27 protein-coding genes are annotated in these 26,706 nt (G+C 63.1%); 20 read left to right on the top strand and 7 right to left on the bottom strand.

Annotated features, from left to right (window positions below; translation table 11 throughout):
- The first annotated feature begins 14 nt into the window (after positions 1 to 14).
- The 14 genes from ACN20X_RS15445 (at position 15) to ACN20X_RS15380 (ending at position 9,983) form a co-directional block, all read left to right on the top strand.
- Positions 15 to 353 (top strand): hypothetical protein, encoded by a 339-nt coding sequence (locus tag ACN20X_RS15445; RefSeq protein ID WP_016446733.1) that lies wholly within the window; start codon positions 15 to 17, stop codon positions 351 to 353.
- 548 nt (positions 354 to 901) lie between these two features.
- The gene (locus ACN20X_RS15440) at positions 902 to 1,837 is read left to right on the top strand and encodes an aromatase/cyclase (protein ID WP_473209553.1); all 936 of its coding nucleotides are present in this window, start codon (positions 902 to 904) and stop codon (positions 1,835 to 1,837) included.
- Positions 1,830 to 2,600: an SDR family NAD(P)-dependent oxidoreductase gene (locus ACN20X_RS15435; protein ID WP_016452922.1), complete on the top strand. Its 771-nt coding sequence runs from the start codon at positions 1,830 to 1,832 to the stop codon at positions 2,598 to 2,600. The genes ACN20X_RS15440 and ACN20X_RS15435 overlap by 8 nt, the downstream gene beginning before the upstream one ends.
- 13 nt (positions 2,601 to 2,613) lie before the next feature.
- Complete coding sequence (locus ACN20X_RS15430; RefSeq protein ID WP_016452923.1) at positions 2,614 to 3,879, top strand: beta-ketoacyl-[acyl-carrier-protein] synthase family protein; 1,266 nt, start codon at positions 2,614 to 2,616, stop codon at positions 3,877 to 3,879.
- 19 nt (positions 3,880 to 3,898) lie between these two features.
- Positions 3,899 to 5,014, top strand: a complete 1,116-nt coding sequence (locus ACN20X_RS15425; protein ID WP_016446729.1) for a beta-ketoacyl synthase N-terminal-like domain-containing protein — start codon at positions 3,899 to 3,901, stop codon at positions 5,012 to 5,014.
- Positions 5,011 to 5,265: an acyl carrier protein gene (locus ACN20X_RS15420; protein WP_016446728.1), complete on the top strand. Its 255-nt coding sequence runs from the start codon at positions 5,011 to 5,013 to the stop codon at positions 5,263 to 5,265. The genes ACN20X_RS15425 and ACN20X_RS15420 overlap by 4 nt, the downstream gene beginning before the upstream one ends.
- A gap of 115 nt (positions 5,266 to 5,380) precedes the next feature.
- Entirely contained in the window at positions 5,381 to 5,890 is a 510-nt protein-coding gene (locus ACN20X_RS15415; RefSeq protein ID WP_126312208.1) for an antibiotic biosynthesis monooxygenase family protein, read from the top strand.
- Positions 5,887 to 6,519 (top strand): antibiotic biosynthesis monooxygenase family protein, encoded by a 633-nt coding sequence (locus ACN20X_RS15410; RefSeq protein ID WP_016446727.1) that lies wholly within the window; start codon positions 5,887 to 5,889, stop codon positions 6,517 to 6,519. Before ACN20X_RS15415 ends, ACN20X_RS15410 begins: the two co-directional genes overlap by 4 nt.
- The gene (locus ACN20X_RS15405) at positions 6,516 to 7,160 is read left to right on the top strand and encodes a hypothetical protein (protein ID WP_016452924.1); all 645 of its coding nucleotides are present in this window, start codon (positions 6,516 to 6,518) and stop codon (positions 7,158 to 7,160) included. The genes ACN20X_RS15410 and ACN20X_RS15405 overlap by 4 nt, the downstream gene beginning before the upstream one ends.
- Positions 7,157 to 7,750 carry an antibiotic biosynthesis monooxygenase family protein gene (locus tag ACN20X_RS15400; protein WP_016446725.1) on the top strand — a complete coding sequence of 198 codons (594 nt, stop codon included), beginning with the start codon at positions 7,157 to 7,159 and terminating at the stop codon, positions 7,748 to 7,750. Before ACN20X_RS15405 ends, ACN20X_RS15400 begins: the two co-directional genes overlap by 4 nt.
- Before the next feature lie 52 nt (positions 7,751 to 7,802).
- Positions 7,803 to 8,525 carry an SDR family oxidoreductase gene (locus tag ACN20X_RS15395; protein ID WP_016446724.1) on the top strand — a complete coding sequence of 241 codons (723 nt, stop codon included), beginning with the start codon at positions 7,803 to 7,805 and terminating at the stop codon, positions 8,523 to 8,525.
- 258 nt (positions 8,526 to 8,783) lie between these two features.
- On the top strand, positions 8,784 to 9,230 hold the full coding sequence (locus ACN20X_RS15390) for an anthrone oxygenase family protein (RefSeq protein WP_016446723.1): 447 nt from the start codon (positions 8,784 to 8,786) through the stop codon (positions 9,228 to 9,230).
- Positions 9,231 to 9,241: 11 nt separating this feature from the next.
- A complete protein-coding gene (locus tag ACN20X_RS15385; RefSeq protein WP_016452925.1) occupies positions 9,242 to 9,718 on the top strand; it encodes a hypothetical protein in 477 nt (158 codons plus the stop codon).
- An 82-nt stretch (positions 9,719 to 9,800) separates the two neighbouring features.
- Positions 9,801 to 9,983 (top strand): hypothetical protein, encoded by a 183-nt coding sequence (locus ACN20X_RS15380; RefSeq protein ID WP_126312211.1) that lies wholly within the window; start codon positions 9,801 to 9,803, stop codon positions 9,981 to 9,983.
- A gap of 192 nt (positions 9,984 to 10,175) precedes the next feature.
- On the opposite strand, the gene ACN20X_RS15375 is transcribed toward ACN20X_RS15380, so the two are convergent.
- A complete protein-coding gene (locus ACN20X_RS15375; RefSeq protein WP_227469638.1) occupies positions 10,176 to 12,848 on the bottom strand; it encodes a type IV pilus assembly protein FimV in 2,673 nt (890 codons plus the stop codon).
- Between the two features lie 121 nt (positions 12,849 to 12,969).
- On the opposite strand from ACN20X_RS15375, the gene ACN20X_RS15370 reads away from it, so the two are divergent.
- The 4 genes from ACN20X_RS15370 to ACN20X_RS15355 all read left to right on the top strand — a co-directional run bounded on the left by ACN20X_RS15370 (position 12,970) and on the right by ACN20X_RS15355 (position 17,984).
- Entirely contained in the window at positions 12,970 to 14,508 is a 1,539-nt protein-coding gene (locus ACN20X_RS15370; protein ID WP_016452927.1) for a 3-hydroxyacyl-CoA dehydrogenase, read from the top strand.
- Between the two features lie 171 nt (positions 14,509 to 14,679).
- Complete coding sequence (locus tag ACN20X_RS15365) at positions 14,680 to 15,399, top strand: Crp/Fnr family transcriptional regulator (RefSeq protein ID WP_012205125.1); 720 nt, start codon at positions 14,680 to 14,682, stop codon at positions 15,397 to 15,399.
- A 145-nt stretch (positions 15,400 to 15,544) separates the two neighbouring features.
- A complete protein-coding gene (locus tag ACN20X_RS15360; protein WP_016446719.1) occupies positions 15,545 to 16,630 on the top strand; it encodes a phosphotransferase in 1,086 nt (361 codons plus the stop codon).
- 79 nt (positions 16,631 to 16,709) lie between these two features.
- Positions 16,710 to 17,984 carry an acyl-CoA dehydrogenase family protein gene (locus tag ACN20X_RS15355; RefSeq protein WP_016446718.1) on the top strand — a complete coding sequence of 425 codons (1,275 nt, stop codon included), beginning with the start codon at positions 16,710 to 16,712 and terminating at the stop codon, positions 17,982 to 17,984.
- A gap of 70 nt (positions 17,985 to 18,054) precedes the next feature.
- Here the strand turns inward: ACN20X_RS15355 and ACN20X_RS15350 are convergent, their stop codons facing one another.
- Genes ACN20X_RS15350 through ACN20X_RS15325 form a run of 6 tightly spaced genes read right to left on the bottom strand, consistent with a single transcriptional unit; the run spans position 18,055 to position 25,252 of the window.
- Complete coding sequence (locus tag ACN20X_RS15350; protein WP_016452929.1) at positions 18,055 to 19,512, bottom strand: efflux transporter outer membrane subunit; 1,458 nt, start codon at positions 19,510 to 19,512, stop codon at positions 18,055 to 18,057.
- A 1-nt stretch (position 19,513) separates the two neighbouring features.
- Complete coding sequence (locus ACN20X_RS15345) at positions 19,514 to 21,526, bottom strand: ABC transporter permease (protein ID WP_052013993.1); 2,013 nt, start codon at positions 21,524 to 21,526, stop codon at positions 19,514 to 19,516.
- Complete coding sequence (locus tag ACN20X_RS15340) at positions 21,526 to 22,767, bottom strand: efflux RND transporter periplasmic adaptor subunit (RefSeq protein WP_312839917.1); 1,242 nt, start codon at positions 22,765 to 22,767, stop codon at positions 21,526 to 21,528. Before ACN20X_RS15340 ends, ACN20X_RS15345 begins: the two co-directional genes overlap by 1 nt.
- A gap of 49 nt (positions 22,768 to 22,816) precedes the next feature.
- Complete coding sequence (locus tag ACN20X_RS15335) at positions 22,817 to 23,194, bottom strand: DUF3325 domain-containing protein (protein WP_016450743.1); 378 nt, start codon at positions 23,192 to 23,194, stop codon at positions 22,817 to 22,819.
- Positions 23,191 to 24,915 (bottom strand): PepSY-associated TM helix domain-containing protein, encoded by a 1,725-nt coding sequence (locus tag ACN20X_RS15330; RefSeq protein ID WP_473209552.1) that lies wholly within the window; start codon positions 24,913 to 24,915, stop codon positions 23,191 to 23,193. The genes ACN20X_RS15335 and ACN20X_RS15330 overlap by 4 nt, the downstream gene beginning before the upstream one ends.
- Position 24,916: 1 nt before the next feature.
- Positions 24,917 to 25,252: a DUF3649 domain-containing protein gene (locus tag ACN20X_RS15325; protein ID WP_473209551.1), complete on the bottom strand. Its 336-nt coding sequence runs from the start codon at positions 25,250 to 25,252 to the stop codon at positions 24,917 to 24,919.
- A 714-nt stretch (positions 25,253 to 25,966) separates the two neighbouring features.
- Here ACN20X_RS15325 and ACN20X_RS15320 point away from each other — a divergent pair.
- On the top strand, positions 25,967 to 26,338 hold the full coding sequence (locus ACN20X_RS15320) for a hypothetical protein (protein ID WP_046241589.1): 372 nt from the start codon (positions 25,967 to 25,969) through the stop codon (positions 26,336 to 26,338).
- Between the two features lie 3 nt (positions 26,339 to 26,341).
- Entirely contained in the window at positions 26,342 to 26,599 is a 258-nt protein-coding gene (locus ACN20X_RS15315) for a hypothetical protein (RefSeq protein WP_012205115.1), read from the top strand.
- The last annotated feature ends 107 nt before the right edge of the window (positions 26,600 to 26,706 follow it).

The raw sequence follows: 26,706 nt of genomic DNA, 5'->3' as shown, positions 1-26,706 counted from the left end.
CCAGTGGCAAGACCATGTACATCACCATCGAGTCCGATGCCCGGGTCATGCAAAGCCTCAACAGTGCGCCGGGCTACATCCTGCCGACCGCTGTGGAGGCCGAGAGCTACCTGATAGTGGCCCACGAGGGCTGTGCCGATGCCAACGATCAGAGGCAGATCCAGCCAATGGCCCAAGCCGCAAGCGATGTACTGCTAGCACCCTGCACCTCTGATGCGGGCTATGCCAATGGAGCACAGATCACCGCACTGCAAGCCCAGGGCATACGGTGTTATGTGCCGGCCAAGCGCACGATCAACAACCAAACTGGAGGGCGCCGCAGCGGCCTGCCTCCTTGGAGTACGGCTCGATGAGAGCGACCAGGCCTGCTCATGGCACCACTTGATCCATCGATTCCAAGCACTCACGCTTGTGTGTGCGTTTGTTGGACTGCGGCTGGGTCAGGCTGATTTTCTTCATGGGGGTGAGTATGGTCGTCGTCGCTCAACGCAAGCACGTCTCGCATGGATTCGTGCAGACCTTCTTTAGCGTGCGAGCTACCTCGCATTCGCCAAATCAGGACGATGCCCAATAATCCTGAAAGACGGCATCTGAGCGTATACCTACAATTCCTAGGATAACTCTGATTTTCCAAAAAGGACTTGCCAAGTGATAGGCATGTGGAAAAAAATAATCTCAGTTGCAAATCCCCGGGGATTGAGGATTTCGGTCCGACGCTCACTATCATCCCGAGAATATAGATTCTTACCGGCGCAACAAATCTGCCCCTCATCATTTTGGGCGCCAAAGACGGCGCCTCCTTCTTTCGTAATCGCCGTCAGCGGGTTATCGATTCTTCAGAAGCGTCGGAGTAACAAGCAACTCCAAACCACATACTACCTGTAGGGAGAGGTCAAGTTTAATGAAAACGGAACATAGTATTTCCATCTGCCATTCGCCTGAGGAAGCGTTTCAGGTAGGCCTCAACGTTGCTAAATGGCCCGAAATTTTCCCTCCCTGTCTGGAAGCCGACGTCCTTTCGGAAACGGAGACGGAGCAGGCTATCACACTAACAGCTCGGGCCAACGGTCAAATCCTATCCTGGCAGTCGATCCGGCAGATTGATCGCAAGCGTCGCTTAATCAAATTCCGCCAAAATAAACCTTCACCATTGGTCAAGTCGATGGTGGGCTCCTGGACCTTCGATCCGCTCCCCAAAGGCTGCAAGATTAGCCTGATGCATGAATTCGAAATCGCAGATCAGGTGAAAGGATTCGTTCCTGAAGTCGAGACCAAAGAACAAGCCATGCAATTCATGGAACGGAGTATCGAGGTAAACAGCAACCGCGAGCTATCTGCAATTGCAAAGCACTTGGATCAGAAAGCCTGGCATCACAGTTTCTCGGAGACCATGATTCTCCATGCCCCCAAAAACCTCATTCTAGACCTGATCTGGGACGCAGAAGAATGGCCGACCTTGCTACCGCACTGTTCGAATATAAGAATGATTTATTCCGATAGCGTGAACCAAGAATTTGTTATGAGCTTAAATGTTGCCAATGGGACTGAAGAGATTCGGAGCATTCGCAGGAAAGATGCCGACGCGATTTCATACTTCCAACCCTCTCCCCCAGAGGCTCTCCTGGAACATCGTGGTTCGTGGACATTTTCGTCCGTGAACGAAGGCTCTGGGATAGCGGTCACCTCGTACCATGAGGTACTACTCAATCCTTTACTCTGGGCCGCGAAAGGATCGCGGAACGAGGCCAAGCAAAAGATCGAAACCGCGATCAATCTTAATAGTTTCGGCACTATGAAGGCCATCAAAGCAAGGTTGGAAGGCAGATTAAATGCGTAATGCAATCGTGACTGGCGGAAGCCGCGGCATTGGCTTATCGATAGCGCATAGCCTCGTAAACGCAGGCTACAACGTTGCAATCGTCGGGCGTAGTCAGTCCAATCTCGATGCCGCCGTGAAACAGCTCTCTGGGAATGGTCGGGAGGTAATCGGAATACGATGCGATGTAACAGATTCCGATGAAATTACCCAAATGACATCGTCCGCTGTCGAAAAATTTGGTCCTATCAAGGTTCTCGTGAACTGCGCGGGTCGCAGCGGCGGCGGTGTGACGGAGAATATCGATAATGAGTTATGGTTATCTGTTATCAATACAAATCTGAATTCTGTTTTCTTCGTAACGAAAGAAATCCTCAGGTCCAAGGCAATGGGCGCTGGCGGTGCCATCATCAATATTGCTTCAACAGGGGGCAAGCAAGGAGTTGTGCATGGTGCCCCCTATAGTGCTTCGAAGCATGGTGTTATTGGGTTCACCAAAGCACTTGGATTGGAGCTCGCGCGCAAAAGGGCGGACATCACCGTCAATGCAGTGTGCCCGGGCTTTGTCGAAACCGAGATGGCCGCGACTGTCCGTCAAAACTACGCGAAGCTCTGGAGCATCACCCCCGAGGAAGCCAAGCGACAGATTGAGGAACGTGTGCCGCTCGGACGGTACATCGAACCCGGCGAGGTCGCCAGTATGGTTATCTACTTGGCATCCGATCAGGCGCGCGGGATCACGGCCCAGGCAATGAATGTCTGCGGCGGTCTTGGAAATTACTAATTCAAGAGGGCTTATGAAAAAGAAGCGTGTGGCCGTCACGGGCCTGGGTGTCATTGCACCCAACGGATGCAATGTTAAAGATTTCTGGACCGAAACGTGCAATGGCAGAAGTGGTGTGAGGCCCATCACGACTTTCGATACTTCACCGTTCAAGGCCAAGGTGGCCGGGATCGTCGAGTACTTCGACGAGGAAGACTGCGAGGTCTCTGCCGCTTCTCAAGCGGGATATGATCGTTATGTCCTGTTCGCTCTGGCCGCTGCCTCGGAAGCAGTCAATATGGCCAAGCTCGATTTCGACAAGCTTGATCCTCATCGTATCGGAGTTTGCGTTGCAACCGCAATCGGTGCGACGAAGTATCTGGAAGAAGAATTTCTGCACCTCACGGATGGCGGGCATGGTGACGTCGATGCGGAAAAGGCGTCACCAGTACTGCTGTCGGGCCTTGGCTTTCACGTCGCATCGACGGAGATCGCCCGTCGCTACGGCGCATCCGGACCGGTCTCGACATTGGCAACGGGCTGCACGGGCGGTATTGATGCTGTCGGCGAGGCGTTGGATATGATCCGGTCCGGCAATGCGGACATTGTCATCGCGGGTGCATCAGATGCACCGATAACTCCTATCGCGCTCGGTGCTTTCGATATCATCGGCGCCGTTACCAGTGATCGGAACGACAAGCCCGAATCCGCCTCCCGGCCATATGATGCATCGCGTAGCGGCTTTGTACTCGCCGAGGGCGCTGGAATATTCATTCTGGAAGATATGGAACACGCGATTGCTCGCGATGCGCATATTTTCGCGGAAATTTCTGGTTTTGGGTCGACATGCAACGCCCATCATATGACAGACCTCAAGCCTGATGGCGAGGATTTACATCGGGCCATGGTTTTGAGTCTTGCCGATGCAGGGTTTGCTTTCGCAGAGATTTCGCATGTCAATGCTCACGGAAGTTCGACGCCACAGAATGACATCAACGAGACCAATGCGATCAAGCGAACATTCGGAGACTACGCATATCGCATACCTGTTACCTCCATAAAGTCGATCGTAGGGCATGCTCTGGCGGCGGCCAATGCAATTGAGCTGGTCGCATCTATACAGTCGATTGTTCACCAAGAGGTTCCACCGACGCTCAACCTGCACCAGCCCGACCCAGCCTGTGACCTCGACTATGTTCCCGGCAAGGGGCGGCCGGCGGTGCTGGGACATATTCTCAAGGACGCAAGTGGCTTCTCCGGAATTCATAGCGCCTTGATCATCTCGCAAATCACCCCCTAACGCAGAGGATTGCATAACCATGGAGCGTAGTGCTGTCATCACGGGCATCGGTGTCATCTTACCTGGCATACGAACCAAGGAAGATCTCTGGGCATCCCAATCAAATTCCAGCTGCCTTTTCAGGCAGGTCTCAAAAAATATCAGCGGAGCCAGCATCGACCCGTCCGAATTCAAGGGAGAGATTTCAGGCCGAACGGCCATAAAAATCGACGTTTTCACAAGCTATGCTCTAATCGCAACTCAGTCAGCAATTGCAGATGCTGGGATAGATAAAGAGATAATCGACAGGCAAAGAACTGGCGTGTTTGTCGGAAACTGCTTTGGCGGCTGGCAATTCACGGAACGCGAGTTGCGGAAACTATATCTCCAGGGTCCACGAGCTGTCAGCCCATTCCAAGCCACCAGCTGGTTTCCCACTGCACCTCAGGGACAAATCACCATCCTTCACGGTCTAAAGGGCTTCAGTAAGACCTATATGGCTGATCGAATGAGTAGCCTCGTATCTGTAGCGGCAGCAGCAGCAAAGATCCGCTCAGGTATCATTGATGTGGCAATTGCTGGTGGGACTGAAAGCACCAACACCGGTTTTATCTATGCCGGCCTCGACTTCGTTCCATCAGCGCACGGGGTGGATGGCAGCAAACACGGGTTTCGAATTTCTGAGGGCTCGACATTCCTCGTACTCGAAGAGGAGGAGGCAGCGCGACGGCGCGGTGCCCGAATCTATGCCCGCATAGGCGCTTTCTCACAGGCCAACAGCCCGAGCAAGGCGGACCGATACCCCACGGATGCTCATGCATTCCGCCGCACGATGCGTTCCGTGATCGGTAACCGTCAGCCGGAGATCGTGATCTCGGACGCAAGCGGTCTCGATTGCGTCGAGAACGCTGAACGTGAGGCCATCGCCGACATCGCCTCGAAGTCGATTATGGCTCGCCCCAAAGAACGTATCGGTCACACCTTCGGTGCGGAAAGCGCAGTCGACATCGCGTTTGGCTGCCTTATGCTTGAAAAGCAGCAGCAATCTCCGCATTTCATCGGTCAACCAGTCTCGATTGAACGTATTGTAATAAATGCCTCTGCCATGGGTGGGGGAGTCGCAAGCCTAATCATTGAGCATGGGAGCGCATCATGAAAGATCATGTATCCATTGAAGCAATCGTGATTAATGCCTTGAAGGCCCTTGTCGAAAGCGAGGGGTTGAAAGTCGATATCACGCGGGCAAGTATTATGGCAGATGACCTTGGGGTTGACTCTACAGAGTTGGTTTTCATTCTCCTCGAAATCGAAAATCAAACAGCTCAAGCGCTGAAAGACATTGACTACGGCCGGATCAGCACCGTTGGCGATCTGATTGATGCAGCCCAAGAGGCTGCCGGTGTATAGGTTTGGCCAGCAACCTGGCTAGGCCCTGCGGTTTCTCGATTACAGCTGTTGCAGAAGGGAGCTCTGACCAGTGCCTTGTACGTTTGACTTCTATGCATCCGTCTCAGAGGTTGGCTTGACTGAATCCACATATCGGGCAGGACAACTGATCGTTATCGCCTCAAGTGCGAGATTGGAGCTGCAGGGCTACGCCCAGCCTACCTATGAGGCGATGGTGATCAGCAGCCGTCGAAATAGCATTGCTCAGCCTGCAGCGCTCAACTTTCGGACCCAGATCATCAGGCGTGGATATGGCGGGCGGCCCATGGCGGATGCGCCCAGCATCTTGCTGGTGACTTTGTGCTTGATGCGAGCGGCCGATCAGAGCCAATTCCTGGACCAGTTCGACCGCGCTTTGTCATTCATTAAGGAAAAACCAGGATTTTTCACATCACGCCTTTTCCGCGAATGCGACGCCGTCGACCTGATTAGGTTCGTCAACATAGCTCATTGGGCCGACCTGAATAGCTTTCAATGCGTTTTCCGTAATCCTGCATTCCACAAGATCGTGAGTACTACCTTTCGTCCGACCAGCGAATTGATGTTGGCGGAAATTCCCTCGACTTCGAAACAAAAACTCCAATGACGCTTGCACGTATAGAGATACTGACATCAGCTCAGATCGAGGAATGCTCCTCGCGCTGGCTTGAGCAGACCAATGAGGCTCTGAAAACCAGAAGCATAGATGCCGCTTGCCTTCTGAAAGTGTTTAGACGCGTCAATCTTCCGGGGTACGCCGCAGTCAGCATCGCAATTATTAACGAACCGCCTGACGATATAGCATTCAATTCTGTTGCCCAGGGGCTAGGAGCGGCAAATCTGTTCAGGCCCGTCGATCGCTGCCACGGACCTTGCTTTGTCGGCGACGTCTCTGAGCGAATAATAATTGTGAACCCGTATCGCATCTCCGTCGAGGAAGCACCCGCTAATGCCGAAATGTGGCTTGAGACGGCCACGATGATGAAAGATAAGCTTGGCTTTATGTCGGCAACCCTCTTCCAGACTATTGCGCCTGGTCAGGGCGAGTATCACTTTATCAGCATGGCCGAATGGGTATCGGAGGATGCTTTTCTCTCGATATTTGGCGGCGAAGACTACCACGCCATCGTCGCCCCCTATCAAGAAAAATTTCAAATTTGCTTCGCTCGCACGACCTATGCCGGCGAGGACGACACTTATTCTCCGCATGCGGTGAGAACAGGGAAATCTTTATGATCATGGCACTTGACTTCATCCAAAGCGACCACCCTGCCGAAGCGGTTGCCATCTGGAACCTTATTGCGACGTATTTTTCGGGATGTGATGGTTTCGACAGGGCTCAGCTGGTCAAGGTCGATCAGGAGTATCAAACACGTTCGCGGTATGCGTTTGCCAGCCTTTGCAAATGGTCATCCGCGTCCGCATGGATCGCAGCGCGTGATCGAGCGCGGCAGGATCTCGCCATCATCGAGGTTCTGCACTCTGGAAAGGTCAGTTTCTTTGGCCATACCATGAGACTCATCGATGGGGACGACTATGTTTTCTCCTCGGATACAAAACGATGCATATTGCTCGATGTAATTTATATTACGAACGCGCGCGTCAATAACTACAAAGAAATGTGGAACCAGTGCAACGCGTACATGCGGACACAGCCCGGCTACGTCAAGGCATCACTCTACCAAAATCAATCCGACACTGATGAAGTGAAATTCATCAATATTGCAGAGTGGAATCGAACCAACGACCTTATCGACGCAACGCACACAAATCGATTCAGCGAAATTGTCGCTGACTTCAAAGATGATTTCGCCCTCTATTTTTCTCATCGTTTGAGCATCGGACCTAAGCACCTTCTCGGGGAGAGCGGCGCATGAATTATCTTATTGAAATTGTGCGAAGCAATGCGCAATTTAAGGACTACTGGCTCGCACGAGCTAACAAGCTTAATGCCATGAGCGCCGGCATTGTTATGGAGCTTTACTCTTTCAACGAAGATATCCGAGACGCGGACTATAGCCATTTGTCGATATTGAAGTTCGATTCACCCGAGCAGAGAGCAAATTTTCTGCTTCATCCGACACGTCTGTTGGAACAGAAATTCGAGACTGACAGAGTCGAGTGCGATATCGATATCGAGATCGGATTACTTAGTGACGCCGCCAGCGGACACGTTTTCTTGATCAATCCATTCGAGATCCAGCAGGAAGATATCCCGGCTGTGCTCGACATGTGGCACAAAGCAAAGGAACACATGATTGCCCATGAGGGCTTTATAAATGCCAGGCTGTTCCGATCTAGTGATCCATCGGCCAAATACGGCCTCGTCAACGTGGCACATTGGCAGTCGTCAAAGTTGTTTAAGGATGCGCTCACCGATCAGGCATATGACAGCCATCGTGAACGATCCCTGAGCTACAAGTTGCATCCGTCGCTTTGCAAATTTGAAGCCAGATTCTCGACTTAGCGGGGGATCTTGGCCACCATTCAACCAGCACACATCCACACAGGAAATGAAAATGGCGAAATCCTTAGCTCTAATAACAGGGGCCAGCCGTGGCATTGGAAATTCGCTAGCATGCGCATTTGCTGAAGATGGCTTCAATATTGTCGCGGTTGCGCGAGATGGGGAGAAGCTTGAGCAGCTTGCGGAAAAGTTGAAGCACGAGCACGGAACCAAAGTCATTCCGATCACAGTCGATATAACTGACAATATAGTCACCGCAACTCAGATTGAAGCGGTGCTCTCAAAAGAAATGAGATTGGACGTACTGATCCATTGTGCTGGGATCTTCCGATTTGGCACTGGAGATCTGAGCTTGGCCGATTTTGATCTCATGTACAGAACCAACACAATGGCAGCCCATAATATCACAAAAATCAGTCTCCCTTATCTTCGGCAGGCAAAGAAGGCTCATATTTTCGCCGTCGCCTCAATCGCAGGCATGGAGCCATTCGCACCGGTAGGCGGATATGCGGCGAGTAAACATGCACTGGTTGGCTACACCCGCTCAATTGCCCGACAAGAGATATTGAACGGCATTCGAACGACCGTGATCTGCCCTGACGTAGTGAACACCGAAATGGCCTCCGGCAGCGGCATGACGCCAGAACAAATGATTGAATCGGAGGATATTGTCCGAGCGGCTCGCTTTGCTATGTCATTGTCTGACGCCGCGACACTAGAAACCATCACTATTGGATGTCGGCCGGTTCACGGCAGCATCCGTCATCAATTGTGAACTCAACCGGTTAATACAACGCAATGACTACACCTGGAGCAAGTAATGCTGGCAGGAAGCAACGATCACGGATTTACATCACCGAAACACGGAAGGCGATGAGGAAAGCTCGCTGGAGCTAGGGCCACACCCTGCACCAGCTCGGCAAGCTCTCGGCCTATCCATTGTCCGCCTTCGCGCCACCCCGCATCTGCTCCAGAATGTCTGGCGTGGCTGGCATTTTTAACCCCCGATACCGGATCACGGCAGGAGAAATTAATGCAGCTCTTATTCAGAATTCTGGCGATTATTGGACCGGCTATGTTCGCGGGCGTCATGCTCGCTATCGGCGTCATCCTCGGTGGCTACTGGAAAAATTTGCCGCCCGCTGAGTTCTTAGATTGGTTTGCGCAGCACAGCGGCCTAGTCATGCGGGCAATTCCATTGGTCGTCGCCCCGACCTTGATCGGCTTGGTCGGCGCATTCTGGTACGACTCGAAAAAACCTGCTGCGCGCTGGCTTTGGCTTGCGTCCCTCGCCTGCATCGTCGTTGTCCTAGGCTTCACAATTACCTATTTCATGCAGATCAATACCGCCTTCGCCAGCAAGGTGGTTGCGATTGATCAGGTAGCCGCGATGCTCGAATCCTGGCTTCTACTCCACAATATCCGCATTGCCCTCGCATTGGCCGCATCGGTGCTGGGAATCTTGGCTATCAAGCACTAAAGAGAAACACGATGCTCAGAATTATTCACCCGATTGCCGGTCTGGTCGCCATCCTCACAATAGCAACGTTCTGGCTCTCAACAGCCATTTCCGAATTATTCGCCTCCCAGGCCACGATGATTTTCATCAAGACGGCTATTCCCTGGGGCTTCATCCTGCTGGTGCCAGCCCTTGCCGCCACGGGCTGCTCCGGCTTCCTCCTATCGAAAGGGCGACGACAAGGGTTGGTCAATACCAAACTCAAACGCATGCCCTTCATCGCTGCAAATGGTGTGCTGTTACTGATACCGGCGGCATTTTTCCTTGCGTCCAAGGCAAAGGCTGGCGAGTTCGATATTGCGTTCTATGCGGTGCAGGCACTAGAACTGGCGGCTGGCGCGTTGAATATCACCTTGCTGGGCCTGAGCATGCGCGATGGGATAGCGCTTACGCAATGGCGGCGCAAAAAGGTATCTTCCAGCGCTACGCATAGGAGCATTCGCAAGTGAACCGGCTTGAATCGCCCCAGGAATCGAGGAGGCTCCTTCAAATGCTCCACCGAGGTTGTTGAGCGCCCCGTGCGCATGGTCCTTGAAAGTGAGGACCTTCATCGACGAGCAGTGCAAGCGCTTCGGGTTCAAGCCGATCTGCAAGGCCTCGCAGATTGCCCCCTCGGGCTACTGCCGCCGTGCGGCGCGTCTGCGCAATCCGGCACTCTTGCCAACCAGAACGCAGCGCTATGCCAGCCTGGCACCGCAGATCGGGCGCGTCTGAACCAGCAATTTTCACGTCTACGGCTATCTCGCAAGGTCTGACGGCAAACGCGTTGCGGTGGCGCGCCAGTCAGGCCATACCTGCCTGAATCACACCAACTAACCTCCACGAATGCCGGGGCGATTCACTTTCTAGCCCGAGCAGGCAGACTATTTACACAGCCTGACGTGCTCTCTTTTCGATGCACACCGCTCAGTCCTTGGACGGCTCCTTGCCGTCCCCCTGCGGCGACGGAGCCTGTGGCGTGGTCCGAAAGGCCGGGTCGGTCTCGCGCGACAGCAGCATGTCCACCGAGCGGCTCAAGGGCTCGTCCAGGCCGCGGTGATCGCGAAGGGTTTCGGGCGGTTGCAGTTCCCAGTTCTCCAGCGCCAGATCCATGCTCAGCGGCGCCTTGAGATTGTGCTCGCTGAAGCCCACGGGGCCTGAGCCGGGCGCCGACAGCACCACGGGCGGAAAGCGCGAAGGCACGTCCACCGTGGGCAGTTCATCCTCGCCCAGCGCGGTGAGGTCTATGTCCAGCAGCGGTGCCGCCGCATCGTGGATGAAGGACGGCGTCTCGCTCAGCGGAACGGCACGCACCTGGCCGGCAGGCAGCTGGCCTGCCTGATCCAGGTCGAAGTCCAGCGGCTGCATTTCAAACTGCAGCGGCGCGGACAGGGAGTCCGGCGCGCGGCTGTCTGCAGCCTTCTCACCGGCTGTACCGGAGACCACGGACAGCGCCTGCGTGTCCATGGGCGTGAACTCCAGGCCCGGATCCTGCGGCGACAGGGAAGAGGCAGCCTGCTGCGGTGCGGCCTCTACCGGAGGCGGTTGCAGCTCGGCCATCCAATCCACATCCATGAAGGCGGCAGCGGCGGCCGGTGCGGGAGCGGGTTCCGCGGCCGATGCGAGGACGGCTGCGCCGGCCGTGGCTGCGCCGGCTGCGGCCGTGCCCGCCACCATGCGCGGCGTGGTGCGCTCGCGCGGGCCGGGCTCGCCGCGCGTTCCGGCGGGCGAGGTGCGCGCGATGGACAGCAGCAGCAGCAGGTCATCGAAAGCGGCCAGGTCGAAGGGGGCTGGCGCATCGGGGTCGGGTGCACCGTCCTGCTTGAACAGGTAGTGCGCCAGGCAGTCCTCGACCTCGTCCACAGGCCACAGCGCCTCGATGCGTGCCAGTTGCTCGGGATAGCCCTGCAGCAGGCTGCTGCCCTTGTCGGTGAAGCCCGGCATGGCCGGCACGCGGGCGTTGAAATGCTTGGCAAAGCGGGCGCGCAGCTGGTCGAAGTCGTCTCGGCGGCTCAGCGTGTAGTACAGGTGCAGCAGCTCCAGATAGGCCAGCGGCGAGGAATCCTCATGCGTGGCGATGTGCGAGCGCAGCAGCTCGATGGCCTGCTGGTGCTCGCCCACCGAGATGAAGAATTCCGCCTGCTGCTGCACGTCGAACATTTCGCCGGGCTGCACCATGCGCCGGGCCTTGATGGCCTCGGGCGCAGGCGAGCGCGCTGCGGTCTTCTCGCCCTCCGGCTCGGGCAGCTCGGCCTGCACGGACACAGGCACGGGAATGGTGGCCGGGCCGAAGTCGCCGGGGTCCACGTCCTCATGCAGCTCGTAGGTCACGCCAGGGCGCATCTGCGCGCCGCGCTGCACATAGGGCGAGGCCAGGGTATCCGGGCCTCGGCGATCATCCGGCGACGGCGCAGGCCGGTGTTCACGCAGGCTGGGTGCCATGGGCCGCGTGGGCCGATGGGGGTCCAGGGAATGCGGCAGGGTGTTGATCCCGTCATCGTGCGAATGCGGCGGGCTCGACGGCACGGGGTCCTGCGACGAACGCTCCACCGATTCCCGCCAGGCATCCGGCTCGCGCGAGAACAGCGAGGCGCCCGAGCGCATTTTCCAGGCCATCCATGCGATCACGGCCACGGCGGCGATCAGCGCCAGCAGCAGCGCATTGAACAGCCACGACGAGCCGCCCGACTCCTGGCGCATGGCCTCCAGTTCGGCCCGTAGCTGGGCCAGTTGCCCACGGTCGGCGGTGTCGCGCTTCTTGAAGGCCGCCATTTCGGCCTCCAGCGCCTGCACGCGCTTGTTGGCCTCGGCCAGCTGCTCGCTGCCCGCATCGAACATGGGAGCCGCAGATGCGGCGCCGCCCTCGGGTGTCCCGGGTGTTCCGGCTGCGCCAGCGGCGCCCGGGGTGCCGCCCGTGCCCAGCCATTCCTCCACCGGCTCCATGCGCAGGCGCGGTTCTATGCGCAGGCCCGCCTGCAACTGCCCGGCCTGGGCCTGGGCGGTCACGCCCACGGGCGGCCTGGATTTCTCGGCCGCCGCCTTGGGTTTGGCCTGGGGCCTTGGCTGTGTCTTTGGCTTGGACTGGGGTTTCGGTTCCTTGGCAACGGGCACCGCTGCGGGCCTGGAATCGGCCCGGGCGCTGCGGCCAGCGGCCGGGCGGGAGGAAGTCGAAGATGGGTCGGAGCCGGCACCCGCTGCCCCCGCTGCACCTGCAGCACCGGAGCCCGCGGCCGCCAGCGCCGGCTGGGCTGCCGCCAGCTCTCGCACATTGATGGGCTGATTGCCCGTGGCATCCACCGACTCGGGCAGCTGCGCCAGCAGCGTGTAGCTGCGGCTGATGCCGCCGCCTTCGCAGCCGGCCCAGAGCTTGAGCGTCACCACGGGCTCGTCCACCGTGTAGCTGGCCTGCACACGAACGGCCTTGCCCGATGTGGTCGGGCTGACGCGCACACGCGAGGATTCGATGGGCCTGTCACCGGCCAGCAGCTCGGCGCGCACGCAGGAGCTGCCGGCGTCATTTCCGCTATCGGGCTGCAAGCCCACCACCAGGTCGAACGGAGCGCCCAGCACCACGTTGCCCCGGGGACTGCCCAACGACAATGCGGACGCGTTCCAGGCCATGGAGGACAGGGCGACGCCGAGAATGGTGCTACAAATTCTCACATCAGCCTTTCTTTGAACGCTTGCATTTTTGCATAGACACCTGTAGGACACCTCCTCTATGTACATGATCCAAAACAACATTTCTCCTATCAGGAACGTCGGATTGATAGGCGCAGGCATCATGGGGCAAGGCATTGCCCAGCTGGCCGCCCAGGCAGGCGCCGGCGTGCTGCTGCAGGACGCTCGCCCGGGCGCTGCCGCGCAAGCGCAGCAACAGCTGTTTGCGCTGTGGGACCTGCTTGAGAAGAAACAAAAAATAACAAGTGAGCAGGCCGCAGATTGCAAGGCCCGGGTGACGGTGGCGGACGGTCTCGATGCGTTCAGGAACTGCGACCTGGTGATCGAGGCCATCGTCGAGCGCATGGATGCCAAGCAGGCGCTGCTGCGCGAGCTGGAGGCCATCGTTGCGCCCGGGACCCTCATCGCCAGCAATACCTCGGCCCTGTCCATCACCACGCTGGCCACGGCGCTCGAGCACCCGCAGCGCTTTGCCGGCTTTCACTTCTTCAACCCGGCGCCGCTGATGAAGGTGGTGGAGATCGTGCGCGGCCTGGCCACGGACGAGGCCACCTGCGCCACGCTGGCGCAGTTCGCGCGCAGCTTCGGCCACACGCCCGTGCGTGCGCAGGACACGCCGGGCTTCCTGGTCAACCACCTGGGCCGCGGCTATGTGACCGAGGCGCTGCGCATCGTGCAGGAAGGCATTGCCGACTTCGCCACCATCGACCGCATCCTGCGCGAGCAGGTGGGATTCAAGCTCGGCCCGTTCGAGCTGATGGATCTCACCGGCCTGGATGTCACCCATGCCGTGATGGAGCACATCTACCACCAGTACTACCAGGAGCCGCGCTACCGCCCCAGCCCCATTGCCGCGCAGCGCGTGGCGGCCGGCCTGCTGGGGCGCAAGACCGGCCAGGGCTTTTACCGCTATGCCGAAGGCCGCGCCGAGCAGCCTGCCGAGCCTGCCGTGCCGCAGGTGCAGACGCTGCCACCGGTCTGGGTGTCGGCACGCGCGGCCCGGCGCAACGAGATCTACCAGTTGCTCAAGAGCCTGGGCGCGCGCATTGAAACCGCGCAGGCACCGACCGAGCAGGCCTTGATCCTGGTGGCGCCGCTGGGCCTGGACGTGACCACGGTGGCTGCCGTGGAGCGGCTGGACTGCACGCGCACCATGGGCATCGACATGCTGATCGCCGACGCCGACACGCGCCGCCGCGTGCTGGCCACCACGCCGGCCACGCGCACCGACATGTGCGACGCCGCCCATGCGCTTTTTGCGAGCGACGGCAAGGCCGTGAGCGTGATCCGCGACAGCGGCGGCTTCGTCACGCAGCGCGTGGTGGGCTCCATCGTCAACATCGCCAGCGACATCTGCCAGCAGGGCATCGGCAGCCCGGCCGACCTGGAAAAGGCCGTGACCCTGGGCCTGGGCTATCCCATGGGCCCGCTGGCCATGGGCGACCGCTGGGGGCCCACCAACATGCTGGAGATCCTGTTCAACCTGCAGACCGTCTACGGCGATCCGCGCTACCGCCCCAGCCCCTGGCTGCGCCGCCGTGGCGCGCTGGGGCTGAGCCTCACGCACGAGGAGCCATAAGCCCTGCAAAGCCGGCGACCCGATGCACGACGGGTCGCCTTTTTTTTCGCCGCCCTGCCCCGTTTTCGGCAGGCCCAGACACCGAAGTGACAGGCCCGCCGGCGGCATGCTGCGCCGCGGCGGTCCCACACGCGACAATGTGACCGTCATCAGTCACGCAAAAGACAGGCCATGGACGACCCGATTCTTACCATCGAAGAACGTGAAGCGATCAATTCCGGTCGCTGGTTTTCATCACTTTCTCCATCGCTTCGGCACGACATTCTTCGATGCGCTTACGTCAAACGGTTCAAAGATGGCACGCTCATCTGCGCACGCGGAGAACCGCCCGAGGAATGGATCGCCTGCGCCCGGGGTGCGGTGCGCGTAAGCTCGACCTCGATCACGGGCAAGCAGATCACGCTGGACTACGTGGAGCCGGGCATCTGGTTCGGCGACGTGGCCATCCTGGACGGGGACAAGCGCACGCACGATGCCTATGCGCATGGCGAGACCACGCTGCTGTGCGTGTCCAAGACCGACTTCAAGAAAATCCTGTCCATGCATGTGGAGTTCTCGGAAGCCATGCTGCGCCTGCATGCACGGCGCATCCGCCAGCTCTACGGCCTGGTCGAGGACCTCAACACCCTGCCGCTGCGCGCGCGCCTGGCCAAGCAGCTGCTGCACCTGGTGCGCAGCTATGGCGTGACCAGCCTGTCGGATGGCAGCGAGATCCGCATCGGCCTGCACCTGGCGCAGGAGGAACTGGCCCAGTTGCTGGGCGCCTCGCGCCAGCGCGTGAACCAGGAACTCAAGGCCATGGAACGCGAGAACGCCATCCGCATCGAGCCGGGCGGCCTGGTGGTCTGCGACCGCGACACACTGCTGCGCATCGCCGCGCCCGACGCCTGAACCTGCGCGGCCCGCGCCGCGCCCCCTCCCCTTTTCTTGCACCGACCGGACGTTCGCGCCGGCCGGTGCCTTGCCGCGCCCGTGCTGCGCGGCTGTTCCCGTTTGTTGAACCGATTCTCGAACCGATCACAGGACTGACTGCCCCATGAGCACTTTCGACCATTTCGTAGGCACACGCGCCGTCTCCGACCAGCACGCATTCGACGTGCCCGCGCTCACCGCCTGGATGCAGGGCCATGTGCAGGGCTTTGCCGGCCCGCTGCAGGTGGAGATGTTCAAGGGCGGCCAGTCCAACCCCACCTACAAGCTGATCACCCCGGGACGCAGCTACGTGATGCGCTCCAAGCCCGGCCCCGTGGCCAAGCTGCTGCCCTCGGCCCATGCCATCGAGCGCGAGTTCCGCGTGATGAAGGGCCTGGCCGGCACCGACGTGCCCGTGCCCCACATGTATGCGCTGTGCGAGGACGAGTCCATCATCGGCCGTGCCTTCTACATCATGGAGTGCATGGAAGGCCGCGTGCTCTGGGACCAGTCCCTGCCCGGCATGGAGCCGGCCCAGCGCGCCGCCATCTACGACGAGATGAACCGCGTGATCTCGGCCCTGCACACCGTGGACTTCGCTGCCCAGGGCCTGGCCGACTACGGCAAGAGCGGCAACTACTTCGAGCGCCAGATCGGCCGCTGGAGCAAGCAGTACGTGGCCTCGGTCACCCAGCCCATCCCCGAGATGGACCAGCTCATGCAGTGGCTGCCCGCCCACATGCCGGCCAGCGCGCTGGATGCCTCGCGCGTGTCCATCGTGCACGGCGACTTCCGCCTGGACAACCTGATGTTCCACCCCACCGAGCCGCGCGTCATCGCCGTGCTGGACTGGGAGCTGTCCACCTTGGGCCACCCGCTGGCCGACTTCAGCTACCACTGCATGAGCTGGCACATCCCCGCCACGCTGGGCCGGGGCATCGCAGGCAAGGACCTGGCGGCCCTGGGCATTCCGGGCGAAGAGGAATACATCCGCCGCTACTGCGAGCGCACGGGCCTCAAGGACGTGGACACGCTGCGCGCCGACTGGAACTTCTACATGGCCTACAACATGTTCCGCATCGCGGCCATCCTGCAGGGCATTGCCAAGCGCGTGGAGGCCGGCACGGCCTCCAGCGCCCAGGCCAAGGCCTCCGGCGACACGGCCCGGCCCATGGCCGAGCTGGCCTGGTCCTTCGCCCAGCGCAGCTGAGCCATCCAGACCAGCCCCCAACACTCACCGATCACCCCGTTTCCACCACAAGCGACAAGCCAAGAGAAGGAGCGCATCCATGGACTTTGAATATTCGCCCAAGACCAAGGACCTGCAGGAACGCCTGCTGAAGTTCATGGACGAGCACATCTATCCCGGCGAAAAGGACTATGCCGCCGAGATGGAAGCCAACACCGCCGCAGGCAAGCGCTGGACGCCGCTGCAGACCATCGAGAAGCTCAAGGTCAAGGCCCGGGAGCAAGGCCTGTGGAACCTGTTCCTGCCCGTGGACAGCGCCGAGGCCGCTGGCTACAAGGGCGGCGGCCTGACCAACCAGGAATACGCGCCGCTGGCCGAGATCATGGGCCGCGTGCCATGGTCCAGCGAGGTGTTCAACTGCTCTGCGCCCGACACCGGCAACATGGAGACCATTGCGCGCTACGGCAGCACCGAACTCAAGGAGCGCTGGCTCAAGCCGCTGCTGGACGGCAAGATCCGCTCGGCCTTCGCCATGACCGAGCCCGAGGTGGCCTCCTCCGACGCCACCAACATCTGCACCCGCATCGAGCGCCAGGGCGACGAGTACGTGATCAACGGCCACAAGTGGTGGATCTCGGGTGCCGGCGATCCGCGCTGCCAGGTCTTCATCACCATGGGCAAGACCGACCCTGATGCGCCCAAGCACTCGCAGCAAAGCATGATCATCGTGCCCGGCGACGCGCCCGGCATCCGCATCGTGCGCCCGCTCAACGTCATGGGCTATGACGACGCGCCGCACGGCCACATGGAGATGTACTTCGAGAACGTGCGCGTGCCCGTGGGCAACATCCTGCTGGGCGAGGGCCGTGGCTTCGAGATCGCCCAGGGCCGCCTTGGCCCCGGCCGCATCCACCACTGCATGCGCCTGATCGGCCTGGCCGAGCGCGCGCTGGAGCTGATGTGCAAGCGCGCCAGCTCGCGCATCGCCTTCGGCAAGAGCGTGGCCCAGCAGACCGTGACGCAGGAACGCATCGCCGAGGCACGCTGCCGCATCGACATGGCGCGCCTGCTCACGCTCAAGGCCGCCTGGCTGATGGACATCGCCGGCAACAAGGTAGCACGCAGCGAGATCGCCATGATCAAGGTCGTGGCCCCCAGCATGGCCTGCCAGGTCATCGACTGGGCCATGCAGGTGCACGGCGGCGGCGGCATGAGCGACGACTTCCCGCTGGCCAGCGCCTACGCCCACGCGCGCACGCTGCGCTTTGCCGACGGCCCGGACGAAGTGCACCGCAACGCCATCGCCAAGTGGGAGCTGGGCAAGTACGGCGCCTACGGCAAGGATGCCGGCGTGCCAATCACGCGCGGCAGCTGAGCAGGCTTCAAGCCTGAGGTCTCAGGCCGCACACCCGGCAGGACCGGGTGGCAGCCCTGGCCCTTCCCTCTCAGCCAGGTGGCAATGCCCCCTGGCTTTTTTGTGCCTGCCTTTCCGGCATTTCAGCGCCCATGGCAGGCGCCTCCCACCCCCCGCCCAGCGCGCGGTACAGCGCCACGCGCGCCTGCAGCTGCAGCAGGCGCTGCAGCACGGCATCGTCCTGGGCCGCGTACAGCGTGGTCTGGGCCTGCAGCAGGGACAGCAGGCTTTCCGCCCCGGCCTTGTAGCGCAGCTCGGCCAGCGACACGGCCTGGCGGGCCTGGGCCAGCACCTCGGCCTGGGCCTCGGCCTGGGCCTTCAGGCCGTGGACGGCGTTGAGCGCCAGGTCCACATCGCCATAGGCCGCGACGATGGACTTGTAATAGCCGGCCAGCAGTTCTTCGCGCCGGGCCTGGGCGCCATCGCGCTCGGCCGCCAGCCGGCCGCCGTCGAAGATGGGACCGGCCAGTCCGGCCAGCAGCGAATACACGGGCTCGCGCAGCCAGTCGCTGGCGCGCCCAGCGCTGGTGCCTGCACTGCCCGTAAGGGTCAGCCGGGGCCACAGCGCTGCGCGGGCGGCCTGCAGGTTGGCGCTGGCGGCGGTCAGTTGCGCCTCAGCACTGGCAATGTCAGGCCGGCGCTGCAGCAGCTGCGTGGGCAGGCCTGCGCCGATCTCGGGCAGCTGCAGGGCCTGCAGCGAATCCGTGGCCAGCGCGGGGCGGCGGGCCTGGCCCAGCAGCACGGCCAGCGTGGCATTGGCATCCTCGCCCTGGCGGCGCAGCGTGGCCAGGGCCTGGCGCTGGCTGGCCACCAGGCCGCGCTGCTGGGCCAACTCCAGCTGGGTGGCGGCGCCTGCGCGCGCGCGGGACTCCACCAGGCCCAGCAGCCGCTCGGCATTGGCCACGTTGCGCGCCGCAATGGCCTGGCGCTCGCGCAGCGCCACGGCCTGCAGCCAGCCATGGGCCACCTGGGCGGTGACCGTGAGGCGCACCGTGTCCTGGTCAAACCGGCTGGCCTGCCAGGCCGCCGCCGCCGCATCGCGCGTGGCGCGGTTGCGGCCCCAGAAGTCCACCTCATACGAGGCCGTCAGCGCAGCGCCGTAGACGCTGGCCTGCCCGCCCGCCACCTGTGCATGGTTCATGCGCTGGGCGCGCAGCTCGCCGCTGAGCGACGGCAGCAGCGCCGCGCCTGCCTGGCGCGTGGCCGCCTCGGCCTGGCGCACGCGGGCCATGGCGGCAGCCATGTCCAGGCTCTGGTCCTGGGCAGCCTGCACCACGCCGCCCAGCTCCGCGCTGCCAAAGGCCTGCCACCACTGGGGTGAGACGGAGGCAGGGACGGCTTCGCCCTGCTGCTTCCACGAAGCGGCCAGCGCAGGCGCTGTCCTGTCCGGCACCGTCTGCTGCACGGCGCAGCCGCCCAGGGCAAGCAGCGCGAGAGCGATGCAGCCCAGGCTCGCATTTCCCAGCGTCTTGTCGTTCATGTCTTTCATCTCACTCTCCCGCCAGCGCACGCACCGGGTCCAGCCGCGCCGCCGTCTTGGCAGGCATGTAGCCGAACACCAGGCCCGTCACCACGGCGCAGGCAAAGGCGCCCAGCATGGCGCGCACCGAAAACACCACGGGCACGCCCGCCACGATGAGCACCACGCCCACGGCCAGGCCGGCCAGCAGGCCCACCGTGCCGCCCACGAAGGTGACCAGGCTGGCCTCGGTCAGGAACTGGCGCAGGATGTCGCGCTGGCGCGCGCCCGTGGCCATGCGGATGCCGATCTCGCGCGTGCGCTCGCGCACCGTCATCAGCATCACGTTCATCACGCCGATGCCGCCCACCACCAGGGAGACGGCGGCAATCAGGCCCAGCATCACCGCCATGCTCTGGCGCGTGGCCGCCTCGGCCTGGATGCGCGCGGCCGCGTTGCCGATGCCGAAGTCCTCGCGCCCGCCGTGGCGCGCCAGCAGCAGCTTGCGCATGGCCTCCTCCGCCTCGTGCACCACGTCGGAGGACATGGCCTCGATCACCACATAGTCGGGCTGGGTCTGCGACTGGTAGACGCGCGCCCGGCCCGAGCGGTAGGGAATGAAGACCATGTCGTCATAGTTCTGCGCGCCCGAGTCCGCGCCGCGCTCGCTCATCACGCCGATGACCTCGAAGGCCGATGTTCCGATGATCAGCTGGCGCCCCAGCGGGTTGGGCGTGTCGGGGAAGAAATGCTGGTGCGCCTTGTGGCCCAGGACCACCAGGGGCGCCAGGTCGCGGTCCTCGGCCTCGGTGTAGTAGCGGCCCTGGGCCACCTTCCAGTGGTGCACCAGGGGCATCTCCTCGCTGGCCGCGAACACGTAGATCTGCTTGTCGGCCTTGCCGTAGCGCACGGTGATGGGGTCGCCGATCACGGGCATGACGCGCCGTATCTCGGGCAGTTCGCGCACGGCGGCCAGGTCTTCCTCGGTCATCTGCCCGGCCGGCCCGCCCGTGGCCGGCGGCTTGCTGCCCATGTAGAGGATGGCCGTGCCCATGGTCCCCATCTGCTCGACCACCTTGCGCCGCGCGCCCTCGCCAATGGCCAGCATCACAATCACCGAGGCCACGCCGATGACGATGCCCAGCAAGGTCAGGCTGGTGCGCACGCGGTTCATTCGCATGCCGCGCCAGGCGCTGCGCGCGGCCTCGAACAGTTCGGCCAGCCAGGGCGCACCGGCGCTGCCGCGCTGCGGCGTGAGCGGCAGGGCAGCGGCGCCCGCATTCGCCGCATTTGCCGCATTCACCGCGTTGGCTGCATCGTCGCGCCGGCTGTCGCTGGTGATGCGGCCGTCGCTGATCTCGATCACGCGGCGCGCCTGGGCGGCCACCGCGCGGTCGTGGGTGATGAGGATGATGGTGTGGCCCGCATCGGCCAGCTCGCGCAGCAGGACCATGACCTCGGCGCCGCTGTGCGAGTCCAGCGCGCCCGTGGGTTCGTCGGCCAGGATGATCTGGCCGCCGTTCATCAGCGCGCGCGCAATCGACACGCGCTGCTGCTGCCCGCCCGACAGCTGGTTGGGCCGGTTGCCCAGGCGCGAGCCCAGGCCCAGGCGCTCCAGCAGCGCACGGGCGCGCCGCACGCGCTCTTCCTTGGGCAGGCCGGCGTAGATGGCGGGCATTTCCACGTTCTCGCTGGCGCTTTCGCTGGCTATCAGGTGGTAGCCCTGGAAGACGAAGCCGAAGGCCTCGCGCCGCAGCCAGGCCAGCGCATCCGAGTCCAGCGTGGCCACGTCCTGGCCCTGGAAGTGGTAGCTGCCCTCGCTGGGCCGGTCCAGGCAGCCCAGGATGTTCATCAGCGTGGACTTGCCCGAGCCCGAGCTGCCCACCACGGCCACGAACTCGCCCGCGCGTATCTCCAGGTCGATGCCGTGCAGCACGGTGACGGCGGGCTGGCCGCTGTCGCCGCCGCCGTAGTGCTTGGTGATGCCGCGCAGCTGGATCAGCGGTGCGGCCAGCGGCGCGCCGGCCTGCATGCCCTGCGCCATCACCATTGCAGCCACCGCGGGCCACGGTCCAGAGGCGTCTCGCCGACGATGACGCGCTCGCCTTCCTGCAGGCCCTCCAGCACCTCGGCCTGGTGGCGGCTGCGCACGCCCAGGCGCACGGTGCGCTGCTCGGGCTGACCCTTGGCGTCCAGCACGCGCACGGTCTGCGTGCTGCCTGCCTTCTCGGCCGTCTCTGCCTTCTCTGCCTTTTCCGCCTTGCCAGTCGTTCCCGCCTTGTCGGCCACGGCCATCAGCGGCACGGTGAGTGCCTGCGCGGCCTGGCCGGTGACGAAGACCACCTGGGCCGTCATCTGGGGCATCAGCTCGGCGTCCTCGTTGTCCACATCGAACAGCACGGTATAGGCCACGGCCTTGGTGGCGGGCGCAGGCGCCTGGCCCGCATTGCCGCCGGCCGGCGTCTGGCTGGTAGAGGGCGAGGGCAGCACCTGGCGCACCTTGCTGGACCAGCGCCGGGGCCTGGCCTGGTCGGCGCCGCCCAGCGTGGTGAAGTACACCGGCATGTCGTCGCGCACGCGGCGCACGTCGGCCTCGGACACTTCGGTCCACACCGTCATGGCCGACAGGTCGGCAATGCGCAGGATGTTGGGCGTCTGGTAGGTGGCGTTCAGCGTCTGGCCCTCGCGCGCCTCCACCGACACCACGGTGCCCGCCATGGGCGCGTAGATGCGCGTATAGCCCAGGCGCGCCTCGTCGGCCTTGAGCGTGGCCTGGGTCTGGTCGATCTGGGCCTTCAGATGCTCCATGCGGGCACCGGCGGCGGCCAGGTTGGCTTCTGCGGTCTGCAGGTCTTCCTCGCGCGTGGCCCCGTCGCGGGCCAGCTGGCGCTGGCGCGTGAGCTGCTGCTCGGCCAGCTTGCGCAGCGCCTGCTGCTCGGCCAGCTGTGCGCGCAGGCCCGCCAGCGAGGCACGCCCCGCATCCACCGTGGCGCGCTGCACGCTGGGGTCGATCTCCACCAGCAGCGCGCCCTTCTCCACCTGGGCGCCGGGCTCCACGCGCAGCCGGGTGACCTGGCCCGACACCTGGGCGCCCACGTCCACATAGCGGCGCGGCTGCAGCGTGCCGATGGCCGTGACGGTGGACTCGATATCGGTGCGCGCCACGGTCTCGGTCTGGTAGGCCACGGCAGGCCGGCTGGACCACCAGGCGGCCGCGCCCCCGGCCGCCGCCAACAGGACCACCGCCACGGCGATGGCTTTCCAGCGTTGCTGCGTGCGCGTCATGCTTGCCTCCCGACCACACACACCCCGAACTGGAACGAAAGCAGGAAACTCATCTGAAAAACCCCGTAATGCCGAAACTGAAAACAATCCACGCCAAATCCGCCACGGCAAGCACGCCAGCCAACCAGGCCAGCCGCGCCGCCCAGCGCGCATGGGCGCTGATCAGGGCCACGGCCATCAGCGCGCCGGCGGACACAAAGCCCAGCCAGGCCACCGTGCCCACCGTGCCGCCCCAGCCCGAGACAACGGGCACAAGGGCCAGCGCCAGCAGCGCCGTGCCCAGGCCGCGCAACTGCGGGCCACGGCGGGCCGGCAGCTCGCGCGCGCCGGTCAATTGTTCGTAGTGGCGGTCCATGGCAAAGGCCAGGGCCGCCATGCCTGCAAAGGCCAGGGCCAGTGCGGCCAGGGATGCGTGCAACGTGCTCATGCCTGCACCTCCGAGGGGCCGGCCACGGCGGCCTGCCCCTTGGCCGTCCTTGCCTTGGCGGCGGCACCCGCGCCGCGCCGCGCCAGCCAGCGCCAGGCCCAGGCGGCCGCCAGCCCCGTGGCCAGGCAGAACAGCTCCACCCCGGCGCTTTCCCAGTCGCCCTCCAGCATGTGGGCCGACAGCGGCTCGCCCACGGTGATCCAGTTGAGCAGAGGCAGCAGCAGGCACAGCATGGCCAGCAGGCCCATCTGCTGGCGCCAGGCCGTGGCCGGCGCGCAGGCCAGCGCATGCACCAGCGCCAGGCCCCACAGCCCGAAGAACACGGCCAGCTCCCAGTCATCGCGGTGCGCCAGGCCCACGGGCACCAGGCGGTTGGCCCACAGGTAGCCGATGCAGCCCAGGCCCAGCCCGGCGATGGCCGCCACGTTCAGGCCCTCGATCAGCCGGTACACGCGCGCCGTGGCGCTGCCGAACTCGCCCTGGTGGCGGCTGCGGCGCTTGACCATGAAGAGGATGGCGCCCGTGGCCATCATGGCCGCGCCCGCCAGGCCGCACAGGAAGTACAGCCACTTCATGGCCAGCCCGCCGAACTTGACCATGTGCAGCCCGCCCATGACCGCCTGGGCCAGCGAGGGGGTGCCGCCGTCGGCGCCGCCGGGCAGGCGCACCTGCAGCACCTCGCCCGTGGCGGCCGAGAACATGGCCATGCCCGAATTGGGGCTCAGGCGCTGATGCGCACGGTCATCGCTGTTCCAGCCGTAGACGCCGATGCGTGCCGATGCATCGCCGGGATGGTCGATGACCACCGCGCGCACCGCCTGGCCCATCAGCTCCTGGCCGCGCCGTGCAAACGGCTCCAGATCGGGCACCGCCAGGGGCTTGCCGGACAGCGCGGGCGGCCCGGCCTCGTTCATGTCGGCGATGAAGGCCGTGCGGGCGGCCTGGTCAGTGCCATAGACCGTCCAGACGCCAACGGGCATGAAGCTCAGGCTGGAGATGGCGATGCCGGTATAGGCAATCATGAACTGGAAGGGCAGCGTGAGCACCGCCACGGCGTTGTGCGCGTCCAGCCAGCTGCGCTGGCCCTTGCGTGCGCGAAAGGTGAAGAAGTCCTTGAAGATGCGCTTGTGCGTGACCACGCCGCTGACCAGGGCCACCAGCATGGCCATGGCGGCAATGCCGATCACCCACAGCCCCACCTGCCCGGCATGCAGTTCATAGTGGAAGTCCACGAAATGGTTGCCGCCCATGGTGGCGCGCGCGGCGCCGTGGCCGTGGCCGGCCCCCATTTCCTCGCCCGTGGCCGTGTCCAGCTCGGCATCGGCGTACTGGCGGTTGGCGTCGAACCAGTAGACACGCAGGTCGCCGCCGCCCTTGTCGTCGGACGGCCAGATCTCCCACATCTGCGCGCCCTGGTGGTGCTTTTGCATGTAGGCCGCGCCCCAGGCCAGGCGCTGGCCCAGGTCCGCACCCTGCCCGGCCGGCGCGGCGGCGCGCGCTGCCGCCTCGGCCGCCTCGGCCGCCTCCTCGGCATGGTGCTCGGGCGTCATCCAGTGCGTGATGGCTTCCTGGAACACGGCCAGCGAACCGGTGAGGAACACCGCGAACAGCAGCCACGAAAACCACAGCCCGCACCAGGTATGCAGCCAGGCCTGGGCCTGACGGAAACCGCCCGTGGCAGCGCCGCTGCCGGGGACCTTGCTGATCTGCGCCTTTGCCATCTCAGCCTCCCGCGCCATTGTGCGCCAACAGCAGCGCGGCGCCGCCCATCAGCGCCGCAGGCACCAGCAACCCCAGCCAGACCCGGCCCGCCGAAACCGGCGAGAACGCCCAGATCACCGCCAGCGCGTGCAGCGCAAAGCTCCACTGCATGCCGGCGATCACGGCATCGACACGCGCGCCGGGCAGCGCAGCGGCCAGGAAGGCCGCCAGCGCACTGGCCAGCGCATAGCCGCCGAAGACGGCGGCCAGCAGGCGGGACAGGACAAGCAGGCCCGGATGGGTGGGTTTGGCGGAATGGCCGGATTGGCAGGATTGGCCGGAATGGGAGAGGGACATGTAGTGGGTTGTTCAGAAAAGCGGCAATGCAAATGCCGAAAGCAATGGCCGTGACGGCCCTCCTGATACATGACAAACGAGATTGAAAAAAAGGCCAGCCGCAATGGACAGCGGCCTGGGTGGTTGCCGGCCTACGCCCGGTGTTGCTGTGCCCGCCCGCAGGCCGGCATGGGGCTGGCGCTCACCCTGCACGCGGAGTGCGGTGAAGGAGGCGGACAAATCCATGGGGCTGGATCATAACCGCGCAAAGAAGAATCATTCTCAATAAAAGCAATGCATGCCGGGCTCTTTCAGCGGTTCCTGGGCCATCCCTGAAAGGCCGCGATCGCAAGGTGCAACGGGCCGCCAAGCGACTTTGCGCACGCCGCACGCGCTATCATCCGCACCAGCCCCCTGTTCCGGGGCCGGTGCTTCAAAACACCCATTTAGTAAGCGGTGCTGCCTCCCCGAAAGCGAGGCCTTGTCACGTCTGGATTCCGGGCTGTGGACGCTCGTCCACGCCCCTGCGATTTCGGGCGGGATGGGGCTACCCGTAAGGGCGTCCGCACATCTTGCTGTGTGTTTTGAACATCCCGTCCACCTGTTTCGTGCTTCAAAACGCGGAGTCGGTGGTTTCAGTCTCAGTAAGGAGCACGGAAACATGACTGCCGTTTCTCTGGCACTCGCCTGCGCGCCCTCTTTTGGCGCCGCCCTTTCCACACGGAGGGCCCAGGCATGAACCCCGCCCAGCCCAAATCCGCCACGGACAGCCACAGCACCCGGCAGCTGTCCAATGCCCTCACCCAGGTGGACCATCTCGTGCAGCAAGGCTGTGCAGAAATCTCCTCCATCGCCCAACTCGCCCTGGCATGGCTGGAGACGCCCAAGGGCCATCGCCACATGGACGTGGTGGCTCGCGCCCTGCAAAGCATCCGCGACAGCGCCGAGACACTGGCCGACTACGCCGGCACCGAGGCCCAGGCCATGGGCTGCGGGTTCGAAGACGCTGCCGAGATGCGCCGCGCCGAAGCGGCCGAGGCAGCCGCCAAAGCCATGGCGCAACTGCTCGAATGCCGCACCCATGAGCCGGTGCGCCCGCAGGGCTGAGGCATGGCCATGGACAAGGACACCCCCAGGACACAACCCCCCAGCCTGCACCAGTTGACCAGCGCCATCACCGAGATCCACAGCAGCGTGCAGGAAAACTGCACCGAGATCTCGGCCCTGGCGCAACTGGCCCTGGCGGCAGTGCATGCACCGCAGGAGCACCACAGCCAGCAGGCCCTGGCCCATGCGCTGCGCGCCATCCGCGACAGCGCCGACCTGCTGGCCGGCCATGTGAAGGTGGAGGCCCGGCGCGTGGTGTAGCCCCCATCCGCCGCCTACCCCGCAATGGCTCTGCAAGGGCTGCTGGCTCCGCAATGGGCGCCAGCGGCCTGCACCGCCGTCCTCGGCTGCTGCCGCGCCAACTCCAC

This window comes from Delftia sp. PX-1, assembly GCF_055797465.1.
Note: the sequence above shows the minus strand (reverse complement) of the source record. Positions and strands in the feature narration are given on the sequence as shown.